This is a genomic window from Jiella marina, assembly GCF_024359545.1.
Classification (GTDB): Bacteria; Pseudomonadota; Alphaproteobacteria; order Rhizobiales; family Rhizobiaceae; genus Jiella.
The window spans coordinates 33,470-56,897 of record NZ_JAKQZG010000004.1 but is presented as its reverse complement, the minus strand read 5'-3'; the positions used below and the strand labels follow the sequence as shown (position 1 = coordinate 56,897).

Below are 23,428 nucleotides of genomic sequence, written 5' to 3'. Positions count from 1 at the left end.
CACGACTGACGGTCGTGATTCGTCGAGCGGACTCATAACGTTAGGGCGTCCTGAGGTGTCCGAGCAGGAATTGTGTGAAAGGGGGCGTCTCCGCCCCTTCCCTCGACAGATCATCCCGGAAAATCGATCTTTTTCCGAAGAAAGGCGTACATGCCTTCCAGCGATCGCGTGGACGCTTTGGTGGGGAAGGCCTCGAAGACGTGCGCCCCACCATTGGTGATCGCGAGATCCGCGGAATTGCCGCTGGCGACCCAACGCGAGGCCATGAACAACGTGTCGTCTAGGAGAAGATCACAGCTCCCGCAGCTGAAGCGCGCCGGCGGCAGATCGTGGAGTGATGCATAGAGCGGCGAAACCTGCGGATCCTTGAGATGATAGTGGTCCGGCACGAAACGCAGGATGAATTCCTTGATGTCTTCGGCGTTGAGGACCAGCCGCTCTTCCGGCGCGCTGCGCACGCTCGGGGTCAGCGAGAGATCATAGCAGCCGGCAACGAGATTGGCCGCGCCGAAGGGGCGCAGCTTGTACTCGTCCCGCAAGCGGATCAGCGTCAGCACTGCAAGATGCGCCCCAGCGGACTCCCCTCCGATCGCCAGGAACCCTCGCGGAACGTCAAGATTGCCGTTCGCCAGGGCCAGCGCCACATCCGTGCAATCGTCCGGAGCGGCGGGAAAGGGATGCTCCGGCGCCAGGCGATAGTCGACCGAAACGACGGTCAGGCCGGTGGCATCCGCCAGCTTGCGCAGGGCGGGGTCGCCCTCGTCGCAGCGGCCGAAGACCCAGCCGCCCCCGTGAAAATGCAGGTAGGTTCCCCGCGTCGCACCATCGGAGGGCCTGAGGATCCGGATCGGGATCTCGCGACCCGCCGATCCGTAGTGCACCGCTGTTTCCGCCGCCTTGTCGCGCGGCGCATAGGGGAAGATGCCGTTTCCCTCCCGGCGCACCTGTCGAACCTTGTCGATCGGCAGAGACCATGGGTCAGGCCTTTGCTTGTGCTCCTGCCGGATGGAATCGTTCAGCGCGACCAGTTCGGGGTCTCTGCCTTCCGGGTCGAAATCCGCCGCGTCGATCTGAAGTCGCGCCTTTGCCATGCCGATCGTCCTGCCGATAGTATTTCTGTTGGCAATCTAAGCTAGGCGCCGATGCCGTTCGTTGTAGAGCGGAACGACCACCCGGCGCTGCGCCGGTTTCGGAAACGAGATGAAACGACGAAGGTTCACGGCGGGATCGAATCGCTCCGGTCCCGGGTCCGGTGGCCGGGACCTTCAGGCGACGGACGTCGCGCCGCCGCCCATTTTGCGACCGCAGCTCTGGAGAAAGGCATACGACGCGATCGGTGGCGGCCAAGGCGCTCAGCCACCGCTATTGGCGTTTCGCCAGGCATTGATCGCCTGCTGCGTGCCAGGTCCCAGGATGCCGTCGCTGTTGCCGGTGTAGAAGCCTTCGCTTCTCAGATAGTCCTGAATGGCCGCGCGGATCGGCTGATCGAAGATCTGGCCGCCGCCGGCGACGAGCAGCTCTTGCGCGTCGGCATAGCCGAGAGCCAGCCCCTTCATCATGTTGCGGGCGGCATCAAGCGGGGTGGCCCCGGGCTCGCCGATCCCGAACGCGTCCATGAAGCCCACGTAGAAATGTCCACCCGGAACATCCTGTTCGGCTGCCTGACGGTAGAAGTCGTAGGCCTTGGCATAATCTTCCGGCACGCCCTGGCCGCTGTATTCCATCTTGCCGAGTTCGACCAAGGCTTCGGGCACGCCGAATTCGGCGGCCTCCTGGAACAGCTGGTAGGCACCGGGATAGTCTTGGGGAAGATTCGCGCCGTTCACCTTCTCGATGCCGAGAAAGTATTTCGAAAAGCCGTTTCCGGCCGCGCTCGACTTCTGCAACTGCTCGATCGCCTTTTCGACATCGGCCTCGACGCCGCGACCGTCATAATAGGCCAGTGCAAGCTCGTACTGGGCGACGGACTGACCGGCATCGGCCGCCTCGCGATAAAGCCGCGCGGCCTCGTCGTCCCGGCCCGCCGCCTGATAGGCGCGGCCCAACTGGAAGGTGATCCGCGCATCGTCGGGCACAAGTCGGTGCGCGGCTTCACAGGCGGGGATCGCCCTTTCGTAATCGATATCCTCGGGCGCCTTTACCCCGGCCACATTGCTCGGCTTGGTCGGATCGTCGGAATCGGCGGCCAGTTGGTCGCACTGGGCGACGACCGACGCGGTAGCCCCGCCTGCCGAGGGTTCAGGCACATTGCTTGCCCCTGGCTCTTCGGGCGCAGTCAGGAGAGGCACCGGATCGACCGGCGGGGGTTCCGATCCGCCCGCCGGTGCACCATCATTCGAAGGCAGGGCCGCCAGAAGAAGCGATTCCGGTGCGCCGCCATTCACCGAGACGGCCGGGCGAAGCACCGACGCCTGGGCAACCGGGTCCGGCGATCCCAGCCATTGAAACGCCGACGATACGATGGGGACCGGCTGTTCCGGATTGACCGAAAGGGCGAGTGATTGGGGTGCAGCCAGGAAAGTACGCAGCGCCGCGGCGACGTTTTCCGCCAGATCGAGATTGCCGGTGGCATCGCGGATCGCGTCGCGCGCCGCAGTCGGGATCGCCGCGGCAAAGAGTGGCTTGTCGATATTCTGGGTCTGCGCCACGAAAGTCAGAAGCTTGTCGACGAGCGTCTCGTTGGTGAAAGAGAGTTCGGCCCGTTCGAGCCCCGCCTGAAGGCCGAGCAACGCCGCCGGATTCTTCGCGTCGAGTATCGTCTCAATGTCGCTCGGGGTGACGTTCGCCAGATCGACCGAAAAGATCAGCCTCCCCTCGTCAGAGACCTCGAGCACCTTCCGCACCTGCATCGTGTTCGCGGCGGGATCGCGCTGCATCATGGCGGTGAAGGTGAAGTCGAAGAAGTCGTCGCCGAACGGCGCCAGGGTGGTGACACTGTCGCCCGAGAGCCTCGCCATCTGCTCTGGCGTGAACACCAGATTTCGGACCGTGAAGACCCCGCTCGTGGGGAGATCGCCGGGTGCGCCTTCGCTGGAAAGCTGGATGGCATCGATCTTCAGGATCTCGCCCGCCGGGTCGAAACCGACGATCGAAGCGATGTCGAAACCCGTCATGGTGATGGGCACCAGCCCGGCCGCTTCAGACCCCGGCGCCGGCAGCCGGGGGCTGAGGATCGAGGCCGACTCGATCGTTGCCACCCGGTCGTCGGGTCCATTGTTGGTGACCGCGCGGATGCTGCCCTCGCTCATGAAGACCGACGAGGCCACGAAGGTCCCGTCCGCCTCGATCTCCGGCTTCAAGACGACCGTCGTCGGGAAGGTGATGCCGCTCCATTCGGGCGTACCATCATCCTTCGTCAGCCGCAGATTGGTGATGAACAGGTCGCCGCGGTTGAGATTGGCGGAATCGTAGCGCACCCGAGGTGCGCTTGGCCCTCCACCGTCCTGCAGCGCGTTCAGCCGATCGACGAAAGTGTCGGCGAGCACCTTCGCCTCGCCGCTGGCCGGCGCGGTCGGGTCCTCGGGAGAAGCGATGTCGCTGGGTCCGTCCGCAGAAGATGCATCCGGATCCGGAATCGGGACGGGTTGTGGCTGCGTGTCGGTGGTCTCGGCCGCTTCGTCGGGGTCGCTGGAGAAGGGATCCTCCGCCACGTCCGGCCGTGAATCGTCCTGACCGGCTTGGTCGACGGGTCCGGCATCGGGAATTGGCGGTGGCACGGGTGCAGCGGGCGGAAGCGCGGGATCGGCTGTCTCGACCCCATCGGCCGCGAAAGGATCGGGAAAGTCTTCGGCCGGTCCGGGAGCCGGAGCCTGGGCCGCATCGGGAACAGGATCAGGGATCGGGCTGACCGTTTCGCGCGGCTGCTCGGCAGGAGCTGGGAGAGGCTCCGGCGCCGCGCCCGCAGCCTGTCCCATCAGGATGCGCGCGAATTCCGCGTAGGGGCACGCCCCGAAGGCGTCGATATGGGCCTGAAAGGCAGCCGGCGTGCCGATCTCCCGGGCGATTTTGAAGTGATCCTTCGCTTCCGCGCAATTGGCGGTGGCCTGGGCCAGGCGGGTCTGCGCCCCGGCCGGCGGCACCAGCAGAAAGGCGCCGGCCACCGAAAGCGTGGCGAAACGGCGAAGGCGCGAAGGAATCGTCATCGGTTCAGGCCTCGGGCAGCGATTTCCACCTTGTTGGACGCTCGGACAACGATGTTCGCCGGTATTCCGGCGCATGATCGCCTCATGCGACGTCCAATCAAGTCTTTGATGAGGAATACCTTGCCGGGGGTGAACCGACAAGGGACTTCCTTTACGTCAACGAATCGTGCAGGCGCCGCCGCGCACCCCGGGCCGACCAAGTCCCCCGGACATGCGGGCGCGCGACTCCACAGGCATCTCCGCCCGCTATTCGAGGATGATGTGCGGAACGAAGCGGGAGAGATTGCGGGTGATCGCCGAGCGGTCCTCGCGCATGCCGAGCCCGCAGGCCCGGTCTCCGACAACCCAGGAGCCGAGTACGGCATAGGCGCCCTCGGCCTGAAAGAGTTCGGTCCAGCCCTGCACGACGTAGCCCTCGCTGCCGTAGGAGCCTTCCGTCGTCTCGACCACCTTCCCATCCTTCACCACCTCGACATTCTCGCCCTCGCGCGAGAACAGCGGCTTGCGCACGGCATCGCGCAGCGTGGCGGCCTGGGGATCGTCGGCGAAATAGGACGGCAGCAAATTGGGATGCCCCGCATAGCGGTCCCAGAGGAGCGGCAGGATGCCCTTGTTCGACAGGAGCGTCTTCCAGGGCGGCTCGACGATCATCGCCCCGGCGGTCGAAAGATGCTTGGCGAAGGGTTCGCGCAGCATGTCTTCCCAAGGGTAGAGCTTGAAGAGGAGATCGATGACGCGGTCCTCGGTGTCGGTGAAACGGCCCTCGGCATCGACCCCGATATCGCGGATGTCGAGCATGGTGGTGCGGTGGCCGGCCTGGACCGCGCAATCCATCAGATAGGCCGCCGTGCCGCGATCCTCGTCGCTTTCCGTCCAGCAGGCGAAATGGAAGATCGGCTCCTTCGGGAAAGCGCCGAACGCCTCGACCAGGGTCTCCTGAATCGAATTGTACTGGTCGGCATCCTCGGGCAGCGCCCCGCGGGCGACGTTGTCGGTCAGCCAGTTATACTGGAAATAGGCCGCCTCGAAGATCGAGGTCGGCGTGTCGGCATTGTATTCGAGAAGTTTCGCCGGCCCCGTACCGTCATAGGCGAGGTCGAAGCGGCCGTAGAGATGCCGGTCGCCCCGGCGCCAGGATTCGGCGACGAGATCGCGCATGTCCTCCGGCACCTGTAGGCGCTCGAGCAATTTCTCGTCGCGGACGATGTCGCCGATCAGATCCATGCACATGTCGTGCAGGTCCTGGGACGGGCCCTCGATCGCCTCCTCGACTTCGGCGAGCGAGAAGACGAAAGCCGCATCGTCCACCCAATAGGGCTCGCCATACATTTCGTGGAAGCCGAAGCCGACGGCTTCGGCCGCCTCCCGCCAGTTCTCCCGCTCGGGCAGCGCGATGCGTTTCACGCTGCCCTCGCCGGGTCGACCGAGCGATGACGGACGGCCTCACCCACCGAAAAAGCCTCGCGAGGAGGAACGGCCGCCGAAGCCAGACCGCGAGACCGTGCGTGTATTGACGTTGACCGGCCGGGTGACCGACTGACCATCCCGGATCGTGCTGGTCACGGTGTTGCCTGTGCGCGTCCGGTAGACCGGCGTGTTCACATAGGAGGGACCGTAGCGATAGTCGCTCCGATAACGGCTGTAGCTGAGATTCGAGAGCGCCGAAGACAGGACATAGCCGGTCATGAAGGGAACGAAGAAACCCCCGCCGCCTTGCTGGCCGACGGCGCTGCCGCCGCTCTCGAAGCAGCGGCCCTCGCCATATTCGGCCTCGCAGGCCTCCATGGCGTCGTATTTCGGCGCGCTCTGCAGATGGGTCTGCAGGGCCTGCTGATACTCGGCCTCGCAGATCTGCGTGTCGATGCCGGATTCGGCACATTGCTGCGGCGTGCTGAAGAGCACCTCACGCGGTTCTTCGTCGCCGCAGCCCGACAGCACCAGCCCCGTCGCGGCGATCGTGCCGAGCGTCAGGATCGGCGGGCTCTTTCGGGTAAAACGTCTGCGCATCCTCGCCTCCCTCAATAGGTCATGCAGGCGGCGTTGAGAATGCCGACCGACAGGGCGATGCCGGCACCCCAGATGCCGGCCGCGATCTCGCCGTCGGTAATGCGCTCATGCAGCCGCGTCATCGTCTTCGAGGCGACGAAGAAAGCGAGAATCTGAGCGAGAGCCCCGATGACCGCCCAGATCAGGAAGTCGACCAGACTGACGGAATTGGCCGCCGCCGAAGACAGAGGCAGCGAGAAGCCCAGGATCGCGCCGAGAAAGGCGACGACCGCCGCGGGATTGCCCGCCCGGATCAGGGTGATTTCCTTGTGCGGCGTCAGGGCCGTGTAGACCCAGGTGAACAGGCCGTAGAGCACCAGCCCGAAGACGAAATAGGCAAGAAAGGCCGGAAGGCCCGCGACATAACCGAACATGAATTCCCTCACTTTATCAGCGGGAGCGAACGTGTCGCGCCCTCTTGATTTCGCCCCGGTTTCGGCCGCGCCCAATGGACGAGGCCCGCAACATCAAACGCGCTTTACATCCGCAGGAGATAGTCCGTATCCGAGCAGGAATTCCACCGAACCGCCCTGGCGCCTTGCGCCCTCGGCGAGATCACGTTCGATATTGATCAAAAGCATCTCCTGCGCCTGACCCAGCGGCCGCGCATACAGCATGCAGGTCTGATGGATCGCCCGGATGCGGCGGCCGTCGTCAACATCCTCGACGAATTCCACCAGATCGGCCCGCTCGTCACCCTCGCCCCAGAAGCGCTCGAACATAATCCCGTCGGCATCATAGGAGGGCTGGCCGATCAGGCCGTCGCGCCCGGTCCAGCGGTCCCATTCGGCGGAGCTCGCCGGAACCACGCTGTCCCAGGCCGAATAGATGCTGATATCGTCGACGGGATCGCCGGGCTTGCCAGTGGCCGACAGGGTCTGCAGCAGGCGGTCGTCCTCGTCGTAATAGCGCGAAAGGATGGTCTGGCCGTCGAGACGGGCCTCCCCATAGGCGACGACGATGAAATCGCCGCCCTCGGGCAGGTCCATGCCGGGAGAGGCGCCGGCCGTATCGGCGTGAAGCGCCAGAAGATCGATCTCCAGCGCGCCGCCGATCGCCACGCCCAGCGGCCCCCGTTCCTTCGGAAGCGGCGCGGCCTTGTCCTTGCCGCCGAAAGGCCAGGAAATCATGCGGTTTCCTTTCCGAACTTGCTCCAGGCGATGGCGCCGGGATCGAGGCGATGGTCGGCGATGTAGTAGAGGGAATCGCCGGCCGAAATCTCTGTCGAGTCCTCACAGTTGAGATCGACATTTCCATGGCGAGCCATGCCGACCAGCGTGACATTGTGACGACCGCGCATGGCGGTCAGCGCGTCCTTGTAGGAAAACGAGGCGGCATTTTGCGGCACGACCACCGAATAGGCGGTATCGTCTGTGTCGGCGGAAAGGAGCAGGTTTGCAACCTTTGCCGAGCCCGGATCGCGCGCGGCACGCACCATGAGCTCCGACGACATCGACGTCACCGTCTCGATTTTTGGATCCTGCCGACGCATGATGTCGGCCGTCGTCTCGAAGTCGAAATGAGCCACCACATGGCCGCTATCGCAGATAGCGGAGGCGACGAGCGCGGCCGCGAGCGTCTCGTCGTCATTGGCGCCGCGCACGATGATCGATCGGGCCGATCCGGCGCCGGCCCGTCTCAGCCCTTCCGGATCGGCGAGCCGTTCGACCCGCACATAGTCGATCGCGTCGGGCATCGGGTTCTGTTCCAGATCCTTGGCGAGCAGCACCGTAGGCGGCTCCCCCGTGCGGCGCTCAGCGGCAAGCAGTTCCAAGAGACGCCGCGTCGAGCCTTCATGCCAGCCCAGAACGATGTCATGGCCCGAGCGATCGTGATAATTGCCCAATCCCTTCATGCGGCCTCTCCACACATTGCTCACCGCCGACAGAAGCTTGCCCAGGACGGCGGTGAAGATTGCGATCGCCCCCGGCAGGACGATGAAGGATGCCAGCATCCGTCCCAGCGGGGTAGCGGGCGACAGGTCGCCATAGCCCACCGTCGTCGCCGTGACGATGTAGTAATAGACGAAGTCCACCGGGCTTCCGACCAGCCCGTCCTCACCGGCAAGCGCCAGTAGCAGCCAGCTCCCGGCCATGTGAAGCAGTGTGATCGCTACCACCGCCGACCAGGTGAGCTCGGCCAGAGCGACATACAAACGACGCAGAGTGCGTGAAAAAACCGGCACGCGGAACCCGATTCAAGCGAAACAAAGAGCGCCTTATGGAGCGCTACCTTACGTAAAGTCAACCATGAGGCGTTTCGACGGCGAATCCCTTTGGACAGGACTCCGCTCCTGATGTAGAACCCCACGACGATTCTTGGCAACCGAGGAACAACAAGTGGAACCGTGGAATCTTGCCAGTCTGACCGAACTCTTCGCTTCCGACCCGGAAGCGCTGGGGGATGTGGACGTGACCATCGTCGAGACCGGCGACGTCATCCGCGTCACCCTCAAGGAAAAGGGTGATCTCGACGTTCTCGTCACCGCCAGCGGGGACCAGGTGCTTGCCAGCGTCATCCTCGCCCCCGCCGACACCGTTCCCCGCCGGGACGAGTTCGAGCGGATGATCCTTTCCACTCACAAGCTTGTGCCTCTCTCGACCTTCGGCATCGTCACCATCGATGGCAAGGAGTGGTATGAACTGTTCGGCTCGCTGTCGGCGCGCTCGAGCGCCCATGCGATGGTGGAAGAGGTCGCGGTACTCGCCGCCAACGCGGTCGACGCGGCGGACATGATCGAGGAATGGAAGAACGGGGAATTCGGCGCATGAGTGTCTGGGGAAAACTGTTCACCGCCGTGCGCGGCGGCGTCAACGAGGCGGCGGAAGCGGCCGCCGACACACAGGCCCTGCGGATCCTCGATCAGGAGATTCGCGATGCCGAGCAGGCCTTGCGCCGGGCGCGCTCCGATCTCGCCGGCATCATGGCCTCCAACAAGTCGCTGTCGCGGCGGGTTGAGGAGGCCCGCGCCAAGGAGCGCAAGGATACCGAGAGCGCCAGGGCCGCCCTTCAGGCCGGCCGTGAGGATCTCGCCCGCGGCCTCGCCGACCGGATCGCCAAGACGCGAACCGAAGCGGCGCGCGACGAAGCGGAACTCGAGCGGCTCAATCAGCGCCAGCAGCAGATGATCAAGGCGGTTCAGGACACCGAGCAGCGCATCCAGCAGATGCGGCGCGAGGTCGAGAACGTGAAAGCCAACGAGTCCCTGATCAAGGCGCAGTCGGCCATCGCCACGACCCAGTCGGGCGTCAATTCCAAGCTCGGCAACGCCATGGATTCGCTGGAGCGCATCCGCAAGAAGCAGGAAATGACGCAGGGCCGTCTCGAAGCGGGTCAGGAACTGGCGGCGCTCGAATCCGGCTCGGATCTCGACCGTCAGCTTCTGGCAGCCGGGATCGGCGGCCAGTCGCAGTCGGCGGACGACGTTCTGGCGCAGATCATGGGCGGCAATTCCTCGCCCTCGATCGCGGGGCCGGGCGGTTCACCCGCCCTCGACAAGCCCAAGGATTCCTGATCGCCAGGCTGCAACATGCGGCTCGACAAGAGCCGACGTTCAACGCCTGAATCCCTGCACCCCGGCCCAACGGTCGGGGTGCTTCTTGTTTGGACCCTCGATTGCCTCCCCTCTCATCGCTTCTGACCGGCATCCTCCTGACGCTCACGGCGGGGACGGTCTTCGCCGTCCAGGATTCCCTCGGCAAATATCTGACCGGGCTGATGCCGGTCCTGCAGGTCATCTGGGGCCGCTACATGTTCCAGACGCTTCTGACCGGCGGCGTGCTCCTGGCCCGGCAGGGCCCCGGCTTTCTCAAGACCGCTCATCCGGTCTTGCAGGGCCTGCGCGGCGCGGCCCTCCTCGTCACCACCGGGCTGATGTATTCGGCCTTCTCGCAAGTCCCGCTCGCCGACGCCACGGCCGTCCTGTTCTTCACGCCGATCCTCATCACCGTGTTCTCTGTGCTCTTTCTGAAAGAGCGGATCGGCATTCACCGGATCGGCGCCGTGATCGGCGGCTTCATCGGCATGCTGGTGATCCTGCAGCCCGGCTTCTCGGCCATCGACCCGGCGCTGTTCCTGGCGGTCGCGGCGGCCTTCACCAATGTCGGCTATCTGATGCTGACGCGGCGACTGTCTGGCCGGGACGATTCGGCGGCGACCATGTTCAACACGTCGGCGCCGGGCACGATCGTCCTGACCCTGATCGTCATACCGATCTGGGAGACCCCGCAGCCGGTTCCCTTCGCTCTGATGGTGACCATCGGCTTTGTCGGCGCGTTCGGCCACTTCCTGCTGATCCGTGGGTTCTCCCACGCCCCGGCCTCGCTGCTGTCGCCCTTCCTCTACATCCAGGTGCTTGCCGCCAGCGTCCTGAGCGTCGTCGTCTTCGGCGATCCGCTGCGGCCGAGCACGGCGCTTGGGGCCGCGATCCTCGTTTTCTGCGGGCTCTACATCTGGTGGCGCGAGAACCACGGTCCCCGCGCCGTCGCCTGAGCGCGAGGCCCACCGTGCAGTCAGCGGTCGTCAGATCCGGAGCGCATCACCAGCCGAACGGGCGAAGGCCTCCGAGATATGGGCGAAGGAGCGCCGCGCCTCTTCCTGGGTTTCGTCGGTCTCGTCCGGCTCCAGCATGAAGACCAGGAAGGAACGCCCCGTCGCCATGTATTCGGTCTCGAAGTCGAAGGGCTCCAGTTCCTCGCGTTGCGGCAGATTGGTGTCGATGACGCAGCGCCAGCGGGTTCCGCCGGGGGCCGAGGGCAGCACGAAATTGACGACGTCGTCATGGGCATTGAGCACGATCAGCATCGTCGCATCGGTTCCCGGCCGCCGGATGCCCGTCGATTGCGCCCGACCGTCCAGGAGCAAGCCGAAGCAGCGCGCATCCTCGTCCGACCAGTCGCCGTCCTCGAATTCCTGACCGTCGGGCCGGATCCAGGCCACGTCCTTGACGCCGAGTTCCTCGTCATAGGTGCCGTGGAGAAACGTGCCGCGCCTCAGCATCGCCAGCGACTGGCGTAGCATGATCAGCTTCTGGACGAAGCGGGCCAGCGCCCGGCTTTCAGGCGTCACGTTCCAGTCCACCCAGCCGATTTCGTTATCCTGGGCATAGGCGTTGTTGTTGCCACCCTGGGTGCGGGCGAATTCGTCGCCGGCGAGGATCATCGGCGTGCCACGGGAGAAGAGGAGCGTGGCGAAGAAATTGCGCATCTGCCGGAAACGCGTTTCGACGATCTCCTTGTCCTTGGTCGGGCCTTCATGGCCGTAATTGTAGGACAGGTTGTGGTCGTGCCCGTCGCGGTTATCCTCGCCATTCGCCTCGTTGTGCTTGTCATTGTAGCTGACGAGATCGTGCAGGGTGAAACCGTCATGGGCGGTGATGAAGTTCACCGAAGCCCAGGGTTTGCGCCCCCGCTTGTCGAAGATCGCCGCCGAGGCGGAAATCTTGTCGGCGACCGTCGGCAGCATGCCGGAATCGCCCTTCCAATAGGCGCGGATCGTGTCGCGATAGCCGTCGTTCCATTCCGCCCAACCCGGCGGGAAGCGGCCGACCTGATAGCCGCCGGGCCCGCAATCCCACGGTTCGGCGATGAGCTTCGATTGCGACAGGAGCGGGTCCTGCATGCAGGCGTGGAGGAAGCTCGACTCCTCGGAAAAGCCGGTCGGCTCGCGGGCGAGGATGGTCGCCAGATCGAAGCGGAAACCATCGACGCGCATTTCGCCCGCCCAATAGCGCAGAGAATCGGTGACGAGTTGCATCACCCGCGGGTGACTGGTGTTGACGGTGTTCCCGGTGCCCGTGTCGTTGATGTAGTAGCGGGGCTCCTCGGGCATCAGCCGGTAATAGGTGGCGTTGTCGATGCCCTTCATCGACAGGGTCGGTCCGAGTTCGTTGCCTTCGGCCGTGTGGTTGTAGACGACGTCGAGGATCACCTCGAGCCCGGCATGGTGAAAGGCCGAGACGAGTTCCTTGAACTCGTTGATCGAGGAGGACGCCAGATAGCGCGGATCGGGTGCGAAGAACCCGATCGTGTTGTAGCCCCAGTAGTTCCGCAATCCCTTGTCGACGAGATAGCTGTCATCGACAAAGGCGTGGACGGGCATGAACTCGACGGAAGTAACGCCGAGGCTGCGGATATAGTCGATGACTTCGCTCGTCATCATCCCGGCGAATTTGCCCTTGTCCCGCTCCCCCACGGCCGGATGGCGCATGGTGAAGCCCTTCACATGGGTCTCGTAGAAGATCGTGCGGTCCCAGAAGACTTTCGGACGCCGTTCGTCGCCCCAGGTGAAGGCCGGGTCGACGACCCGGCATTTCGGCATGAAGGGGGCCGAGTCGCGCTCGTCGAAGGACAGATCCTTGTCCTTGTGGCCGATCGTGTAGCCAAACAGCGCATGATCCCACGTCAACTCGCCGATGAGCTGCTTGGCATAAGGGTCGATCAGAAGCTTGTTCGGGTTGAAGCGGTGTCCGGCATCGGGCTCGTAGGGTCCGTAGACACGATAGCCGTAGATCTGGCCGGGTCGCACATCGCGCATGTAGCCGTGGAAGATCTCGTCGGTGTATTCGGGCAGTTCGATCCGCTCGATCTCTTCCTTGCCATCGTAGTCGAAAAGGCAAAGCTCGACCTTGGTGGCGTTGGCCGAAAAGATCGCGAAATTGACGCCGATGCCGTCCCAGGTCGCCCCGAGGGGAAACGGTTGACCTTCGCGGATGCGCGAACGCTTGACGCCCGGCGCGGCGCGATGGCTCTGGGTGGTGTTCGGTGTGATGTGAACCGTCACGAAAATGCTCCGAAATAAGGCTTGAGGCAGAGTAAGCTTGGCCTGTGCCGCGAAGTTCCCCCGCGGCCGGATCAAATTTTGCAGCGCACATCAGGCGAGGGCCGCCCACCATCCGGCGAGGCGGCCTGCCGGGCTCGGCGGCCGGTCGGACGATGCCCCCGAGCCCGGCCGACGATGATGGTCAGATCGTCAGGATCGACGCGCCAGTCGTCTTCCGCCCTTCCAGATCGCGATGGGCCTGGGCCGCCTCGGCGAGCGGATAGGTCTGGCCGATCGTGATCTTCACAGCACCCGAGGCGATGACGTCGAACAGCGCCGCGGCCGACGCTTCCAGCTCTTCGCGATTGGTCACGTAGCCAAAGAGGCTCGGGCGCGTGCAGAAGAGCGAGCCCTTCTGGTTGAGGATAGCGGTGTCGATCGGATCGAGCTTGCCGGAGGATTGGCCGAAGGTCACCCAAAGTCCGCGCATCTTCAGACAGTCTAGGCTGCCGGGAAAGGTGTCCTTGCCGACGGAATCATAGACGACATGGCATTTCTCGCCATTCGTGATCCGCTTCACCTCCTCGACGAAGTCGGACTCACGATAATTGATGACGTGGTCGTAGCCATTCGCGAGGGCGAGGTCGCATTTTTCCTTGGAACCGGCGGTGCCAATGACAGTGGCACCGAGATGCTTTGCCCATTGGCCGGCAATCAAGCCGACGCCGCCGGCAGCCGCGTGAAACAAGAGCACCGTGTCCTTGGTCACCGGATAGGTCCGCCGGAGAAGATACTCCGCCGTCATGCCCTTCAGCATCGCCGCGGCCGCAGTTTCGAGTTCGACCGCGTCGGGAACCGCCACGGCCTTTTCGGCAGGTATGACGATCTTTTCCGCGTATGTGCCGGAGACGCCGTTATAGGCGACGCGATCGCCCGCTTTGAACAGCGTGACCCCCTCGCCGACTTCGGCCACCACGCCGGCCCCTTCCTTGCCGAGAACGAAGGGCATGGTCTCGGACTTGTAGAGCCCGGTCCGGAAATAGACATCGATGAAGTTGATGCCGGCCGCCTTCTGCTCGACCAGGATCTCGCCGGGTCCGGGGCGTCCGGGATCGTGGTCCTCGAAGGACATCATTTCCGGCCCGCCAGTCTCTTTCACGATGATCGCTTTGGTCATGGCTCTTTGTCTCTCCCTCTCGCTCTTGCTCTGCCGTCACGTGGAGCGGACGCCGCGCAGCCGGTCGAGAAGCTGCAACACGCCGCCGAGGCACAGGAGATAGAGCCCCGTGGCCACAAGTCCCCACCGAACCCAGGCCGAGACGTCGAAATCCTGGATCAGGACCAGCGCCCCCAGAACCGACCAGACGGCGACGATCGCGAGCGTGACCGGGCGCAGGATGCGCACACGCACGGGATGGACGAACTTGATCGGCAGGAAGGTCGCGGCCGAGCAGATCACCACGAGTGTGAAGGTTGCCCAGGCCGGAGGCTGAACCGCGAAGAGCGTGAAGACAACGAAGTTCCAGGCGACGGGGAAGCCACGGAAGAAATTGTCCTTCGTCTTCATGTTCGTGTCGGCATAGTAGATCGCGCTGGAGATCACGATCAGTGCCGCAGCCACGAAGGATGACGGACGGCCGATCATGCCGGAGAGATAGAGCGCGACGGCCGGGATCAGCGCATAGGTCGCATAATCGATGATCGAGTCGAGGAGATCGCCCGACCAGTTCGGCAACACGCCCTTGACGTTGACCTTGCGCGCCATGGGGCCGTCGATCCCGTCGACGAAGAGCGCGAGCCCCAGCCAGCCGAACATCGCTACCCATCGCTGCTCCGCGGCAGCGATCAGCGACAGAAAGGCCATGAAGGCGCCGCTGGCGGTCAGGAGATGGATCGCGAAGGCGCGCCACCGGTCGGCGCGGTCATATTGTTCAGGTACTTCGGACATGCCGGACTGTCGTTCCTCCGCGCCACGTGCTTTGCGTCTCAAGAGCGAACCGGCGATGCGACCATTCGTTCCGGTGGCCGATCGTTCGCACCATTGCCAAAGGCTGTAGCGGGCGTATCTGAGAAATCCAAGATCATACGGGCCTGAGCTGGGTCCAAACCCGGGCGCTGTCCCACGAATTCGGGAATGCTGTTGATGCAACGCAGGCAAATCGTCGTCGTCGGAGGTGGACTGGCGGGAACGGCAACGGCGCTCGGCTTTGCGGAAGCCGGTTTCGATACGCTTCTGGCGGCGCCCCCTGCCCCCGAAGACAAGCGCAGTTCGGCGATCCTCGGACGCTCGCTCGCCTTCCTTGCCGAACTCGGGATCATCGAGGCGCTTCAGGACCGGCAGGCGCCACTCGCCGTCATGCGGATCGTCGATGACACGGGCCGGCTATTCCGCGCGCCGACCGTGGAATTCCGGGCGAGCGAGATCGGCCTCACGGCCTTCGGCATCAACGCCCTCAACGCCGACCTTGCGGCAGCGCTCGGCGCGTGCACCGGGCGGTCCGACCGTCTCGAGATCCGGGAGTTGAAGGCCACCGACCTCACGCTTGAAGAAGACCGGGCCGTCGTCACGCTGGAGGATGGCACCGAGATCGGCGCGGATCTCGTCGTCGCGGCGGACGGCCGCCGCTCGCCGATGCGCGAGGCGGCCGGGATCAAGGCGAGGGAGTGGCGCTATCCGCAGACGGCAATCGTCCTGAATTTCGACCATACGATCGACCACAACGCCGTTTCGACGGAGTTTCACACCCGCACCGGGCCGTTCACCCAGGTGCCCCTGCCCGGCCGCCGGTCCTCGCTCGTCTGGGTGGAAGAGCCGAAGCTTGCCGAACTCTATATCGACCTCAAGCCTGAAAAGCTGGGACAGACCATTGCCGAGAAGATGCACTGGATCCTCGGCGACGTGACGATCGACGGGCCGATCGCCCGCTATCCGCTCGGCGGGGCAAAGGTCGAGCGGCTGACGGACCGGCGGCTCGCGCTCGTCGGCGAGGCGGGCCATGCCTTCCCGCCTATCGGGGCACAGGGGCTCAATCTCGGTCTGCGCGATGCTGAAGCCCTCATCCGGCTCGTTGGCGAAAGTCGCGACGACCCGGGTTCGCGGGTGACAATGCGCCGCTACGAAGCGGCCCGGCGGTCCGACATCTCCAGCCGGACGGCGGGCGTCGACATGCTCAACCGCTCGCTTCTCATGGACTTCCTCCCCGTTCAGGCGGCACGAAGCGGCGGGTTGACGGCGATGAGCCTGGTGCCGCCGCTCCGCCAGTTCGCCATGCGCGAAGGCCTGGTTCCCGGCGCCGGGCTGACTGGCCTGCCGCGCTCAGTTCGCAAATGGATTGGCGGGGACCACGCCGGTCGCGATCATGTAGAGTAGCAGCGTCACCGTCGCGACGGACATCACCGTCGTGACCAGCACCGTCGCCGAAGCCCGTTCGACCCAGACCTCGTATTGCTGCGCGATGACGAAGACGTTGGTCGCGGTGGGGAGGCTCGCGAGCAGCATGGCGCTGTTCACCCAGACCGGGTCGAAATCTCCGGCGACGCCCAGCGCCAGCCAGACGATCAGCGGATGCAGGACCAGCTTGATCGGGACGATGGTGAAGAGTTCCGGCGGGACACGCTTCAAGGGCCTCAGTGCCAGCGTGACCCCCATGGCAAACAGTGCGCACGGGGCGGCCGCGTTGGCGAGGAGTGAGAGGAAACTGTCGATTGGACCGGTAGGGTGGATCTCGAAGATCGCAGCGGCGACGCCGACGATCGTCGCGATGATGAACGGATGGGTGAAAATGCGCAGCAGGACCTGCTTCACCATCGCCCCCAGCGAGAGCTGCCCTCCTCCGCCGACGGCCATCATCAACGGTGCCATGATGAAATGCAGCGTGTTGTCGAAGCAGAAGATCAGGGCGACCGGAACGCCTGCGGCGGGACCGAACGCCGCCAGTGCGATGCCGGGTCCCATATAGCCGATATTGCCATAGGCTCCGCCGAGGCCTTGAATCAGGGCGGCGGGAATGCCGCTTCGGCGCACGAGGGCGATGGCAAAGCCGATGACGAAGATGACGAAGGTGGCGAGCGTCGTCGCGACGATGAAACCGACGCTCGCGAGTTCTTCGACCGGCGTCTTCGACAGAAGCTGGAAGAACAGCGCCGGCAGCGCGATGTAGATGATGAAGACGTTGAGCCAGGCGAGACCGCTGACCGGATGGTTGGCGATGCGGCCGGCACCAAAGCCGAGGGCGATCAAGGCGAAGAAGGGGGAAATCAGGCCGATGATCTCGATCATCGGGAAAAGCCCCGGATGCGTGATGTCATGTCTTTACGGCTGAGATGATTTCCCGCGCTTGCGCGCCGGATCGAAGATTGCGTAATGGCAATGCGTTAAGGGAGTCCCGCCGGCAATGCAAACAGCACGCTTCCATATCGGACAGATCGTCCGCCACCGAATGTTCCCGTTTCGCGGCGTGATCTTCGACGTCGATCCCGAGTTCGACAATACCGAGGAGTGGTACCAGTCGATCCCGGAAGAGGTGCGGCCGCGCAAGGATCAGCCCTATTATCATCTCTTCGCGGAAAACGCCGAGACCGAATACATCGCCTATGTCTCCGAGCAGAACCTCCTGCCGGATGATAGCGCCGCGCCGATCCGCCATCCGCAGGTGCCCGAGATCTTCGACGGGCCGGTCGACGGCATCTATCGTCTGAAGAGCGAACACCGGAACTGATCGCCCAGGCCGCAGGGCCTGCCGCACGGTCTGCGGACCATTTCCGATCGACTCGACCCATGTTCACAGGCGCCCCCCTCTGTCGCGCCCAGGTTGAAGGGGGCACGACAGAGGGGGGAACGAGTCGGAAATTATCAGGCCGCTTTTGCCAAGGCTGTGGTGCGCCCCCCCGAGGAGAGCACAAATCCGGAGATTTTCTCTCCCAGTATCCGCGACTGGTCCGCAAGGCTGCTCGTGGCAGCCGTCGATTGCTCGACCATCGCCGCATTCTGCTGAGTGACAATATCCATCTGCGCGATCGCCTGGTTGACCTCACCCAGTGCGACGGATTGAGAGCGAGCGGCCGACGCGATCGCATCCATATCCCCATGAACGGCGTCGACCTGCTCGAGGATACTCTTGAGCGCCTCGCTCGTCTTTTCCGACATGGCCACACCCTCCTCGACTTCGCCGACGGATCGAGCGATCAGTTCCTTGATCTCCCTGGCGGCATCGGCCGAGCGCTGGGCCAGTTCCCGCACCTCACTGGCGACGACCGCGAAGCCCTTTCCAGCCTCTCCGGCGCGGGCAGCCTCGACCCCCGCATTCAGCGCAAGCAGGTTCGTCTGAAAGGCCATCTCGTCGATCACGCTGACAAAGCGAGTGATCTCATCCGAAGATTGGGAAATAGCGTGTATCGCTGCGACGGTCTTGTCGACGATCGCGTTGGAATCGCGGGTATGGAGCGCGGTTTGACGGATGATGGAGCCTGCCGCATCAGCCCGGCGCGAGCTCTCGGTCACGGTATTGGAGACCTCGCTCAAGGCCGCAGCGGTCTCTTCGAGCGAAGCTGCCTGCTGCTCGGTCCGGCGTGACAGATCGTCCGCCGCCATCCGCAATTCGTCGGTATTGCCCCGAAGAGACGATGACACGTCCACTACGGCAGCGATGGCGTCCTCGAGCGCCGACAGGGAGCGGTTGAAGTCGGTGCGCAGCGGTTCGAAAATCGTCGCGAAGCGGGTTTCGATGCGGTAGCCCAGATTGCCCTCCGCCAGATGACCGAGCGCCGTGCCGAGTTCCTGAACCGCCAGCATCGAGGCTGCCTGGGTTTCGGCCCGATCAGCTTCGGTTGCAGCGCGTACGCGTTCACGTTCGGCAACACGCGCTGCCTCTTCCTCGCGTTCTCGCACCACCCGCTCCTCGGTCTGGACGATGAAGCCTTGAACCGCCCGGGCCATTTCGCCGATTTCGTCCTTGCGCGATCCGTCCACCCCGGCCATTTCGGTCTTGCCTTCGAGCAGGGCATTCATGGCGCCCGTCAAGGCCAGCAACGGACCGGTGATGCTTCGGGCCAGAACGAAAGTGATCGCCAGAACCGCCAGCGTGACCAGGGCGACGATCGCGGCAAGCTTGAGGAATTCCTCGTAACTTGCCTCACCCATAGCAACGGCTTTCGCGACGATCTGCTCGATGGTCTCCTTTCCCAGGTCGCGCAGAATCTCGATGCGCTGGGTGGTTACGCCAAACCACGCCTGCTGGTCGACGCCCGACAGGTCTGCCGCCAATCCCCTGCCCAGCAGCGATTCGCGAAGCGTCGTGACCTCGGCAGAAATCGGCCCCAACTGCTGATCGGCAGCCTGCGCCAACTCTTCGCCAACGCCGCGCTTGTAGAGATCGATCAACGCCTGTTCCTTGCCGGCGAGCTCGGACATGCGGAAATAGCTCCGCGGCGTGAACCCTCCGGCACCGATTGCACCAGCCCCCAGACCTCGCTCCTGCCCGGCAAATTCCTTCGCCATCAATAAAAGCGCATAGTCGGAAAGCGGCGCGGCGAGTTCTACCTCGTCGACGCCATGGTGAAGCGAGATCGCGAGACCTGCGAGGCCATCGATCAAGTCGGTGTAGAAATCGAAAGCTTCCGACCCACCAACCGCCAACACGTCGATCCGCTCCCGCATGCTGTCGAGCCCATCATGGGTCATCGGATCGATCTTTTCCATGAGGGGGCCGGCATACTGGTCGCCGACTTTGACGATCAGATGCTCGGCATGTTCGAAGGCCTCATGGGTCTCGTCGGACGCCTGCCGGGCCGTTCCCATGGCCTCGCCCATGCTGGTGCCGCGACTTCCGAGATAGCCGGCCGTCGTGCCACGTTCCACCTGAAGCGCATGCATGAAATCTCCGACGATCTCGATCTCACGCGTGGCGTCACGCAACTCGTACATGTGATGGTAATGGGTCCAGGAGGCGCGCAACTCCGCCTGCGCCACAAACACGAGAAGTGCTACGGGGAGGAGAAGGGTCGCTGCCAGCCGCAGACCGACGGGAGCATCTTTGAGGCGCATGTCCAGATCCCACACTTGGATGCAAAAGGAGTTCACAGGACTCCTGTGTGATCTGTGATTACTACGATTTGATTAAACGTCTTTAAGTTGCATATAAAACCGTAAGGGATTGATTTCACCAATGAAAATGGCAAGCTGAGGAGTTGGCGGAGCCGATCAGAGTTTAACGTGGTCGATGCGGTCAGCATCAGCGAAGAAGGACAGGGAATACCGGCGCCTTCTCATGGTGGAAACCGCCAACGCCGAAGGGCGGCGGCAGGTCGAAGCAAAGGAACGACAGAAATTCCGACCGCCCAAAGAAAAGCCCCGCGGCTTCCGATGAAGCCGCGGGGCTTGGTCATGCCACTTGGAGGCGGCGAGAAGCGCCTACTGTGCGGCGGCGTCGCCGGCGCTCTGCTTGGCCGCGTTCTGGGCGTCTTCGAACTTCTTGCGACGCTCTTCGGCCTGCTTCTGCAGGGCTTCGTTCAGCTCCTGCTGGCGCTGGGCGAGTTCCGGCTGGGCCTTCGGGGGACCCTCGAAAGCATCGGTGAAGCCCGAGAGCGTGATCGGGATCGGGTTGGGCTGACGCTGGAAATTGATCGACGTGACGACCATCTGCCCGCCGCGCTTCATGCTGTTCACCAAGGTGTCGGTCAGCTCCGCCTCGGCGATGCAGCGGTTCGGGAAGCAGACCGAATAATTCAGCGTCACCGGCTGGCCGCCGTCGATCTTGATCTGCACACCGGCCGGAATCACGCGACCCGTGGGTACGACAGCCTGGACAACCTTCTGATTGACCTTACCCTTCACATCGATGAGATTGATCGCGGTGATCAGCTGCCGGGTCTCGGCGATCAACGAATACTGAGTATTGCAGATCTCGTTCTCACCCTGATCCGTGCAGACCTTGAACCATTCGGTGGGCATGGCGCGCTGGTTGGCCTGCGCGTTCGGTGCATTCTGGGCGTGGGCAAAGGTGGCACCGGCGAGCAGCGTGGCTGTTCCCACGAGCAAGCCGGCAAGCTTCGACGGAGAAGCGCTCAACATCCGGTCTGGCACGGCCTGACATCCTTTCGGGGCGTTTGATGCAAGTTCGGGGGTTTCCTTAACGGTCCTGCACCTCTTTCGCAAATGCGGCCGTTTGAGGGCCCGCCGGCGCCTGGTGGGCTATCAGCGCATCTCAGGGGAAACCCATTGCATCCCAGTGGCTTGCCGGGAACAGGCCGCGGGCATCGGCGATGATGCATCTCCGCTACCTTCATGACCGCAAAGCGGCGCGGAAGGTTTTGACCCTGCCGCGCCGTCAGCATGGTTGGCGCGGCCGCTCAACTCCGCGAAGGAAAAATACCCTGGAGGGCGATGCACCACTGCATGGCGAGATAAGGCGAACGGAATTCCACCGGCATGTTCCCGCCCGACGGAGAAATGTCGACCGTGACCGAGCCGGCCGCCAGTGGCGTGTTCGGAGTCGCTCCCCGACCGCCGCGATAGATGTTCTGGCTTGGCGTCGCCAACACCGTACCAGCCGGGTCCGGCGTCGTAGCCGCATCCCCAGTACCGCTCAGCGTCGCTGTCGCGGTATGGGTGTGAACGGGCATATTCTGTTGCTGCAGGGAAAAGCTGGTTCGCCCACCCAGCTCTCCCAGGACGTAGGTTGGAAGCGCCGCTCCCGTGCCCACGCTGATCGGTGCTCGGCCCTGAAGATTGGGCAGCCCGAATGTCGTGCGACCGTCACCCCCATAATTGGTTCCAAGGAGTGAAAAGAGGGCGCTGTTCGAGGATATTGCCAGGAGTTGTCCATTCGCCGCAGCCCAGCCACGCGGGCAGAAGTTGTAGGGCACCAGCATCAATTCGCCGACGAAGGGTTCGAGCCCAGCAGAGGCCGGCTGAACTTGCAATGGCAAGAGGGACAGGACGCCGGCGCTCAGGGCTGCGAGCCGGCTGACGATGGATTTGGGCATGGACGTTCCTCCAGTCGAATTGACCAAACGTCAACACTATGCACGCAACCACACCGCAAGGGAATGCGATTCGAAACCAGTAGATTTGGCGGCAGAGGCAAAATAAATCGTCGGCAACAGCAGCCCGACAGCAATTGCGTTGGCCGTGGTGAGGAAAAAGGCCCGACTGAAGCACGGGAATTCGGAAGATCGCCGCAGCCTGTTGAAGCGACAATCAGCGCAGTCAGAGCTGACTTCATCTCCTGCCGCGCGCATCGCCTCGTTCGACGCGAGGGCGGTGCTCACCCATCAATGAATCGATCAGAACATCCGCCCGCCATTGGGCACGGCGTGACCCGGGCCGAGCAGCACGACCTCGCCGTCCTCGTCGGGAACGCCGAGCGTCAGCACTTCGGAGCGCATAGGCCCGATCTGGCGCGGTGGGAAGTTGACCACCGCCACGACCTGCCGGCCGACAAGATCTTCCGGATTATAGTGGACCGTGATCTGGGCCGAAGACTTCCTGACGCCAATCTCAGGCCCGAAATCGACCATGAGCTTGATCGCCGGCTTGCGGGCCTCGGGAAAGGGCGCCGCCTCGACGATGGTGCCGACGCGAATGTCGACCTTCATGAAGTCGTCAAAGCCGATCTCCGGCGCCCGCTCTTTGCCTGCAGCCACGCGTATCCCCTTCCTCTTGCCGTTCGGCAAATCAGCCTTTCGACAGTTCCTCGGCGCGATCGCGAGCTGCCCGGACCGTCTCTTCCATCAGCTTTTCCAGACGCCCCTCGCCCATCAGCACGTCGAGCGCGGCCTGGGTCGTTCCATTTGGGGACGTCACGTTCTTGCGCAAGGTGGCGGGCGGATCCTCGGATCGGATCATCAGTTCGCCGGCACCGGCAACCGTGTGCCGGGCGAGCCGCATGGCCAGATCCGCCGGAAGGCCGACCGCCTCACCGGCCTTGGCCATGGCCTCGGCAAGATGGAACACATAGGCGGGGCCACTGCCAGAAACGGCGGTGACAGCGTCGATCATCGCCTCGCTGTCCACCCACTCCACCGGCCCGCTGGCCTCAAGAAGCGCGGTCGCGGTCTTTCGACCTGCGTCCGTCACGCGCTCATTGGCAAAGGCGCCGGTAATGCCCCGGCCGATCAGCGCCGGCGTATTGGGCATCGCCCGGACCACCGGCCGCCGCCCCAGAAGCCGTTCGATCGCGGCGACGGTCGTTCCGGCCGCGATCGAGATAGCGAGGGTATCGAGGCCGATGGCGGTTTTCAGCTTTGGAACCGCTGCTTCCATCATCTGCGGCTTCACCGCCAAGAGTACGATATCGAACTGATCGGATGGAACAGAGTCGCTGTGCTGAACGCCCTTGTCGAGAAGCGGCTTCAGGGCCGGGCCTACCGCCGGATCGACCACCAGAACGTTCGACGCCTGAAGCCCCGCATCCAGCCAGCCGCCAAGCAGCGCGCAACCCATGTTGCCGCCGCCGAGAAGGAGAATGCGGGCATCGAGCATG

Annotated in this window: 21 protein-coding genes; 5 read left to right on the top strand and 16 right to left on the bottom strand. The window is 63.8% G+C overall.

The features are described 5' to 3' along the window. Positions 1-110: 110 nt before the first annotated feature. The 7 genes from MF134_RS08640 to MF134_RS08610 all read right to left on the bottom strand — a co-directional run bounded on the left by MF134_RS08640 (position 111) and on the right by MF134_RS08610 (position 8,373). A complete protein-coding gene (locus tag MF134_RS08640; protein WP_255339040.1) occupies positions 111-1,091 on the bottom strand; it encodes an alpha/beta hydrolase in 981 nt (326 codons plus the stop codon). A 261-nt stretch (positions 1,092-1,352) separates the two neighbouring features. After that, positions 1,353-4,142 (bottom strand): SEL1-like repeat protein, encoded by a 2,790-nt coding sequence (locus MF134_RS08635; RefSeq protein WP_255339039.1) that lies wholly within the window; start codon positions 4,140-4,142, stop codon positions 1,353-1,355. A gap of 246 nt (positions 4,143-4,388) precedes the next feature. Next, positions 4,389-5,546: a glutathionylspermidine synthase family protein gene (locus MF134_RS08630; RefSeq protein ID WP_255339038.1), complete on the bottom strand. Its 1,158-nt coding sequence runs from the start codon at positions 5,544-5,546 to the stop codon at positions 4,389-4,391. Positions 5,547-5,585: 39 nt separating this feature from the next. After that, complete coding sequence (locus MF134_RS08625) at positions 5,586-6,149, bottom strand: DUF1190 domain-containing protein (protein WP_255339037.1); 564 nt, start codon at positions 6,147-6,149, stop codon at positions 5,586-5,588. An 11-nt stretch (positions 6,150-6,160) separates the two neighbouring features. After that, positions 6,161-6,562, bottom strand: coding sequence for a DUF350 domain-containing protein (locus MF134_RS08620; protein ID WP_255339036.1), 402 nt, complete (start codon positions 6,560-6,562; stop codon positions 6,161-6,163). Positions 6,563-6,655: 93 nt separating this feature from the next. Further along, a complete protein-coding gene (locus tag MF134_RS08615) occupies positions 6,656-7,318 on the bottom strand; it encodes a DUF2491 family protein (protein ID WP_255339035.1) in 663 nt (220 codons plus the stop codon). Further along, entirely contained in the window at positions 7,315-8,373 is a 1,059-nt protein-coding gene (locus tag MF134_RS08610) for a potassium channel family protein (protein WP_255339034.1), read from the bottom strand. Before MF134_RS08610 ends, MF134_RS08615 begins: the two co-directional genes overlap by 4 nt. 154 nt (positions 8,374-8,527) lie before the next feature. Here MF134_RS08610 and MF134_RS08605 point away from each other — a divergent pair, with 154 nt between their 5' ends. From MF134_RS08605 to MF134_RS08595, 3 genes are all read left to right on the top strand, one after another. Beyond that, complete coding sequence (locus MF134_RS08605; RefSeq protein ID WP_255339033.1) at positions 8,528-8,959, top strand: YjfI family protein; 432 nt, start codon at positions 8,528-8,530, stop codon at positions 8,957-8,959. Then, the gene (locus MF134_RS08600; RefSeq protein ID WP_255339032.1) at positions 8,956-9,702 is read left to right on the top strand and encodes a PspA/IM30 family protein; all 747 of its coding nucleotides are present in this window, start codon (positions 8,956-8,958) and stop codon (positions 9,700-9,702) included. The genes MF134_RS08605 and MF134_RS08600 overlap by 4 nt, the downstream gene beginning before the upstream one ends. Before the next feature lie 101 nt (positions 9,703-9,803). Beyond that, a complete protein-coding gene (locus MF134_RS08595) occupies positions 9,804-10,679 on the top strand; it encodes a DMT family transporter (RefSeq protein WP_255339031.1) in 876 nt (291 codons plus the stop codon). Positions 10,680-10,709: 30 nt separating this feature from the next. Here MF134_RS08595 and glgX read toward each other — a convergent pair whose 3' ends face one another. From glgX to pcsA, 3 genes are all read right to left on the bottom strand, one after another. Continuing rightward, positions 10,710-12,968, bottom strand: a complete 2,259-nt coding sequence (gene glgX / locus MF134_RS08590) for a glycogen debranching protein GlgX (protein ID WP_255339030.1) — start codon at positions 12,966-12,968, stop codon at positions 10,710-10,712. Positions 12,969-13,149: 181 nt separating this feature from the next. After that, positions 13,150-14,124: a quinone oxidoreductase family protein gene (locus MF134_RS08585; RefSeq protein WP_255339029.1), complete on the bottom strand. Its 975-nt coding sequence runs from the start codon at positions 14,122-14,124 to the stop codon at positions 13,150-13,152. Between the two features lie 36 nt (positions 14,125-14,160). After that, the gene (gene pcsA, locus MF134_RS08580) at positions 14,161-14,895 is read right to left on the bottom strand and encodes a phosphatidylcholine synthase (protein ID WP_255339028.1); all 735 of its coding nucleotides are present in this window, start codon (positions 14,893-14,895) and stop codon (positions 14,161-14,163) included. Between the two features lie 195 nt (positions 14,896-15,090). Here pcsA and MF134_RS08575 point away from each other — a divergent pair, with 195 nt between their 5' ends. Further along, positions 15,091-16,317: a UbiH/UbiF family hydroxylase gene (locus MF134_RS08575; protein WP_255339027.1), complete on the top strand. Its 1,227-nt coding sequence runs from the start codon at positions 15,091-15,093 to the stop codon at positions 16,315-16,317. Here MF134_RS08575 and MF134_RS08570 read toward each other — a convergent pair. Continuing rightward, complete coding sequence (locus MF134_RS08570; RefSeq protein WP_255339026.1) at positions 16,264-17,226, bottom strand: AEC family transporter; 963 nt, start codon at positions 17,224-17,226, stop codon at positions 16,264-16,266. The two genes, MF134_RS08575 and MF134_RS08570, sit on opposite strands and share 54 nt — an antisense overlap. A 115-nt stretch (positions 17,227-17,341) precedes the next feature. Here MF134_RS08570 and hspQ point away from each other — a divergent pair, with 115 nt between their 5' ends. After that, positions 17,342-17,665 (top strand): heat shock protein HspQ, encoded by a 324-nt coding sequence (hspQ, locus tag MF134_RS08565; protein WP_255339025.1) that lies wholly within the window; start codon positions 17,342-17,344, stop codon positions 17,663-17,665. 134 nt (positions 17,666-17,799) lie between these two features. Here hspQ and MF134_RS08560 read toward each other — a convergent pair whose 3' ends face one another. The 5 genes from MF134_RS08560 to proC all read right to left on the bottom strand — a co-directional run bounded on the left by MF134_RS08560 (position 17,800) and on the right by proC (position 23,427). Then, the gene (locus MF134_RS08560; protein WP_255339024.1) at positions 17,800-19,989 is read right to left on the bottom strand and encodes a methyl-accepting chemotaxis protein; all 2,190 of its coding nucleotides are present in this window, start codon (positions 19,987-19,989) and stop codon (positions 17,800-17,802) included. 366 nt (positions 19,990-20,355) lie between these two features. Then, positions 20,356-21,027, bottom strand: a complete 672-nt coding sequence (locus MF134_RS08555; protein ID WP_255339023.1) for an invasion associated locus B family protein — start codon at positions 21,025-21,027, stop codon at positions 20,356-20,358. A gap of 266 nt (positions 21,028-21,293) precedes the next feature. Continuing rightward, complete coding sequence (locus MF134_RS08550; RefSeq protein ID WP_255339022.1) at positions 21,294-21,929, bottom strand: phage tail protein; 636 nt, start codon at positions 21,927-21,929, stop codon at positions 21,294-21,296. Positions 21,930-22,229: 300 nt separating this feature from the next. Continuing rightward, positions 22,230-22,589, bottom strand: a complete 360-nt coding sequence (locus MF134_RS08545; protein ID WP_255339021.1) for a tRNA-binding protein — start codon at positions 22,587-22,589, stop codon at positions 22,230-22,232. Positions 22,590-22,620: 31 nt separating this feature from the next. Next, entirely contained in the window at positions 22,621-23,427 is an 807-nt protein-coding gene (gene proC, locus MF134_RS08540) for a pyrroline-5-carboxylate reductase (protein WP_255339020.1), read from the bottom strand. Position 23,428 lies beyond the last annotated feature (1 nt).

What these genes read in the sequence shown, in the direction of transcription:
- MF134_RS08550 (WP_255339022.1), bottom strand. Translation starts at nt 21,929, where the DNA reads ATGCCCAAATCCATCGTCAGCCGGCTCGCAGCCCTGAGCGCCGGCGTC.
- MF134_RS08620 (WP_255339036.1), bottom strand. Translation starts at nt 6,562, where the DNA reads ATGTTCGGTTATGTCGCGGGCCTTCCGGCCTTTCTTGCCTATTTCGTC.
- MF134_RS08615 (WP_255339035.1), bottom strand. Translation starts at nt 7,318, where the DNA reads ATGATTTCCTGGCCTTTCGGCGGCAAGGACAAGGCCGCGCCGCTTCCG.
- proC (WP_255339020.1), bottom strand. Translation starts at nt 23,427, where the DNA reads ATGCTCGATGCCCGCATTCTCCTTCTCGGCGGCGGCAACATGGGTTGC.
- MF134_RS08635 (WP_255339039.1), bottom strand. Translation starts at nt 4,142, where the DNA reads ATGACGATTCCTTCGCGCCTTCGCCGTTTCGCCACGCTTTCGGTGGCC.
- MF134_RS08570 (WP_255339026.1), bottom strand. Translation starts at nt 17,226, where the DNA reads ATGATCGAGATCATCGGCCTGATTTCCCCCTTCTTCGCCTTGATCGCC.
- MF134_RS08560 (WP_255339024.1), bottom strand. Translation starts at nt 19,989, where the DNA reads ATGCGCCTCAAAGATGCTCCCGTCGGTCTGCGGCTGGCAGCGACCCTT.
- MF134_RS08600 (WP_255339032.1), top strand. Translation starts at nt 8,956, where the DNA reads ATGAGTGTCTGGGGAAAACTGTTCACCGCCGTGCGCGGCGGCGTCAAC.
- MF134_RS08575 (WP_255339027.1), top strand. Translation starts at nt 15,091, where the DNA reads ATGCAACGCAGGCAAATCGTCGTCGTCGGAGGTGGACTGGCGGGAACG.
- MF134_RS08585 (WP_255339029.1), bottom strand. Translation starts at nt 14,124, where the DNA reads ATGACCAAAGCGATCATCGTGAAAGAGACTGGCGGGCCGGAAATGATG.
- MF134_RS08625 (WP_255339037.1), bottom strand. Translation starts at nt 6,149, where the DNA reads ATGCGCAGACGTTTTACCCGAAAGAGCCCGCCGATCCTGACGCTCGGC.
- pcsA (WP_255339028.1), bottom strand. Translation starts at nt 14,895, where the DNA reads ATGTCCGAAGTACCTGAACAATATGACCGCGCCGACCGGTGGCGCGCC.
- MF134_RS08640 (WP_255339040.1), bottom strand. Translation starts at nt 1,091, where the DNA reads ATGGCAAAGGCGCGACTTCAGATCGACGCGGCGGATTTCGACCCGGAA.
- hspQ (WP_255339025.1), top strand. Translation starts at nt 17,342, where the DNA reads ATGCAAACAGCACGCTTCCATATCGGACAGATCGTCCGCCACCGAATG.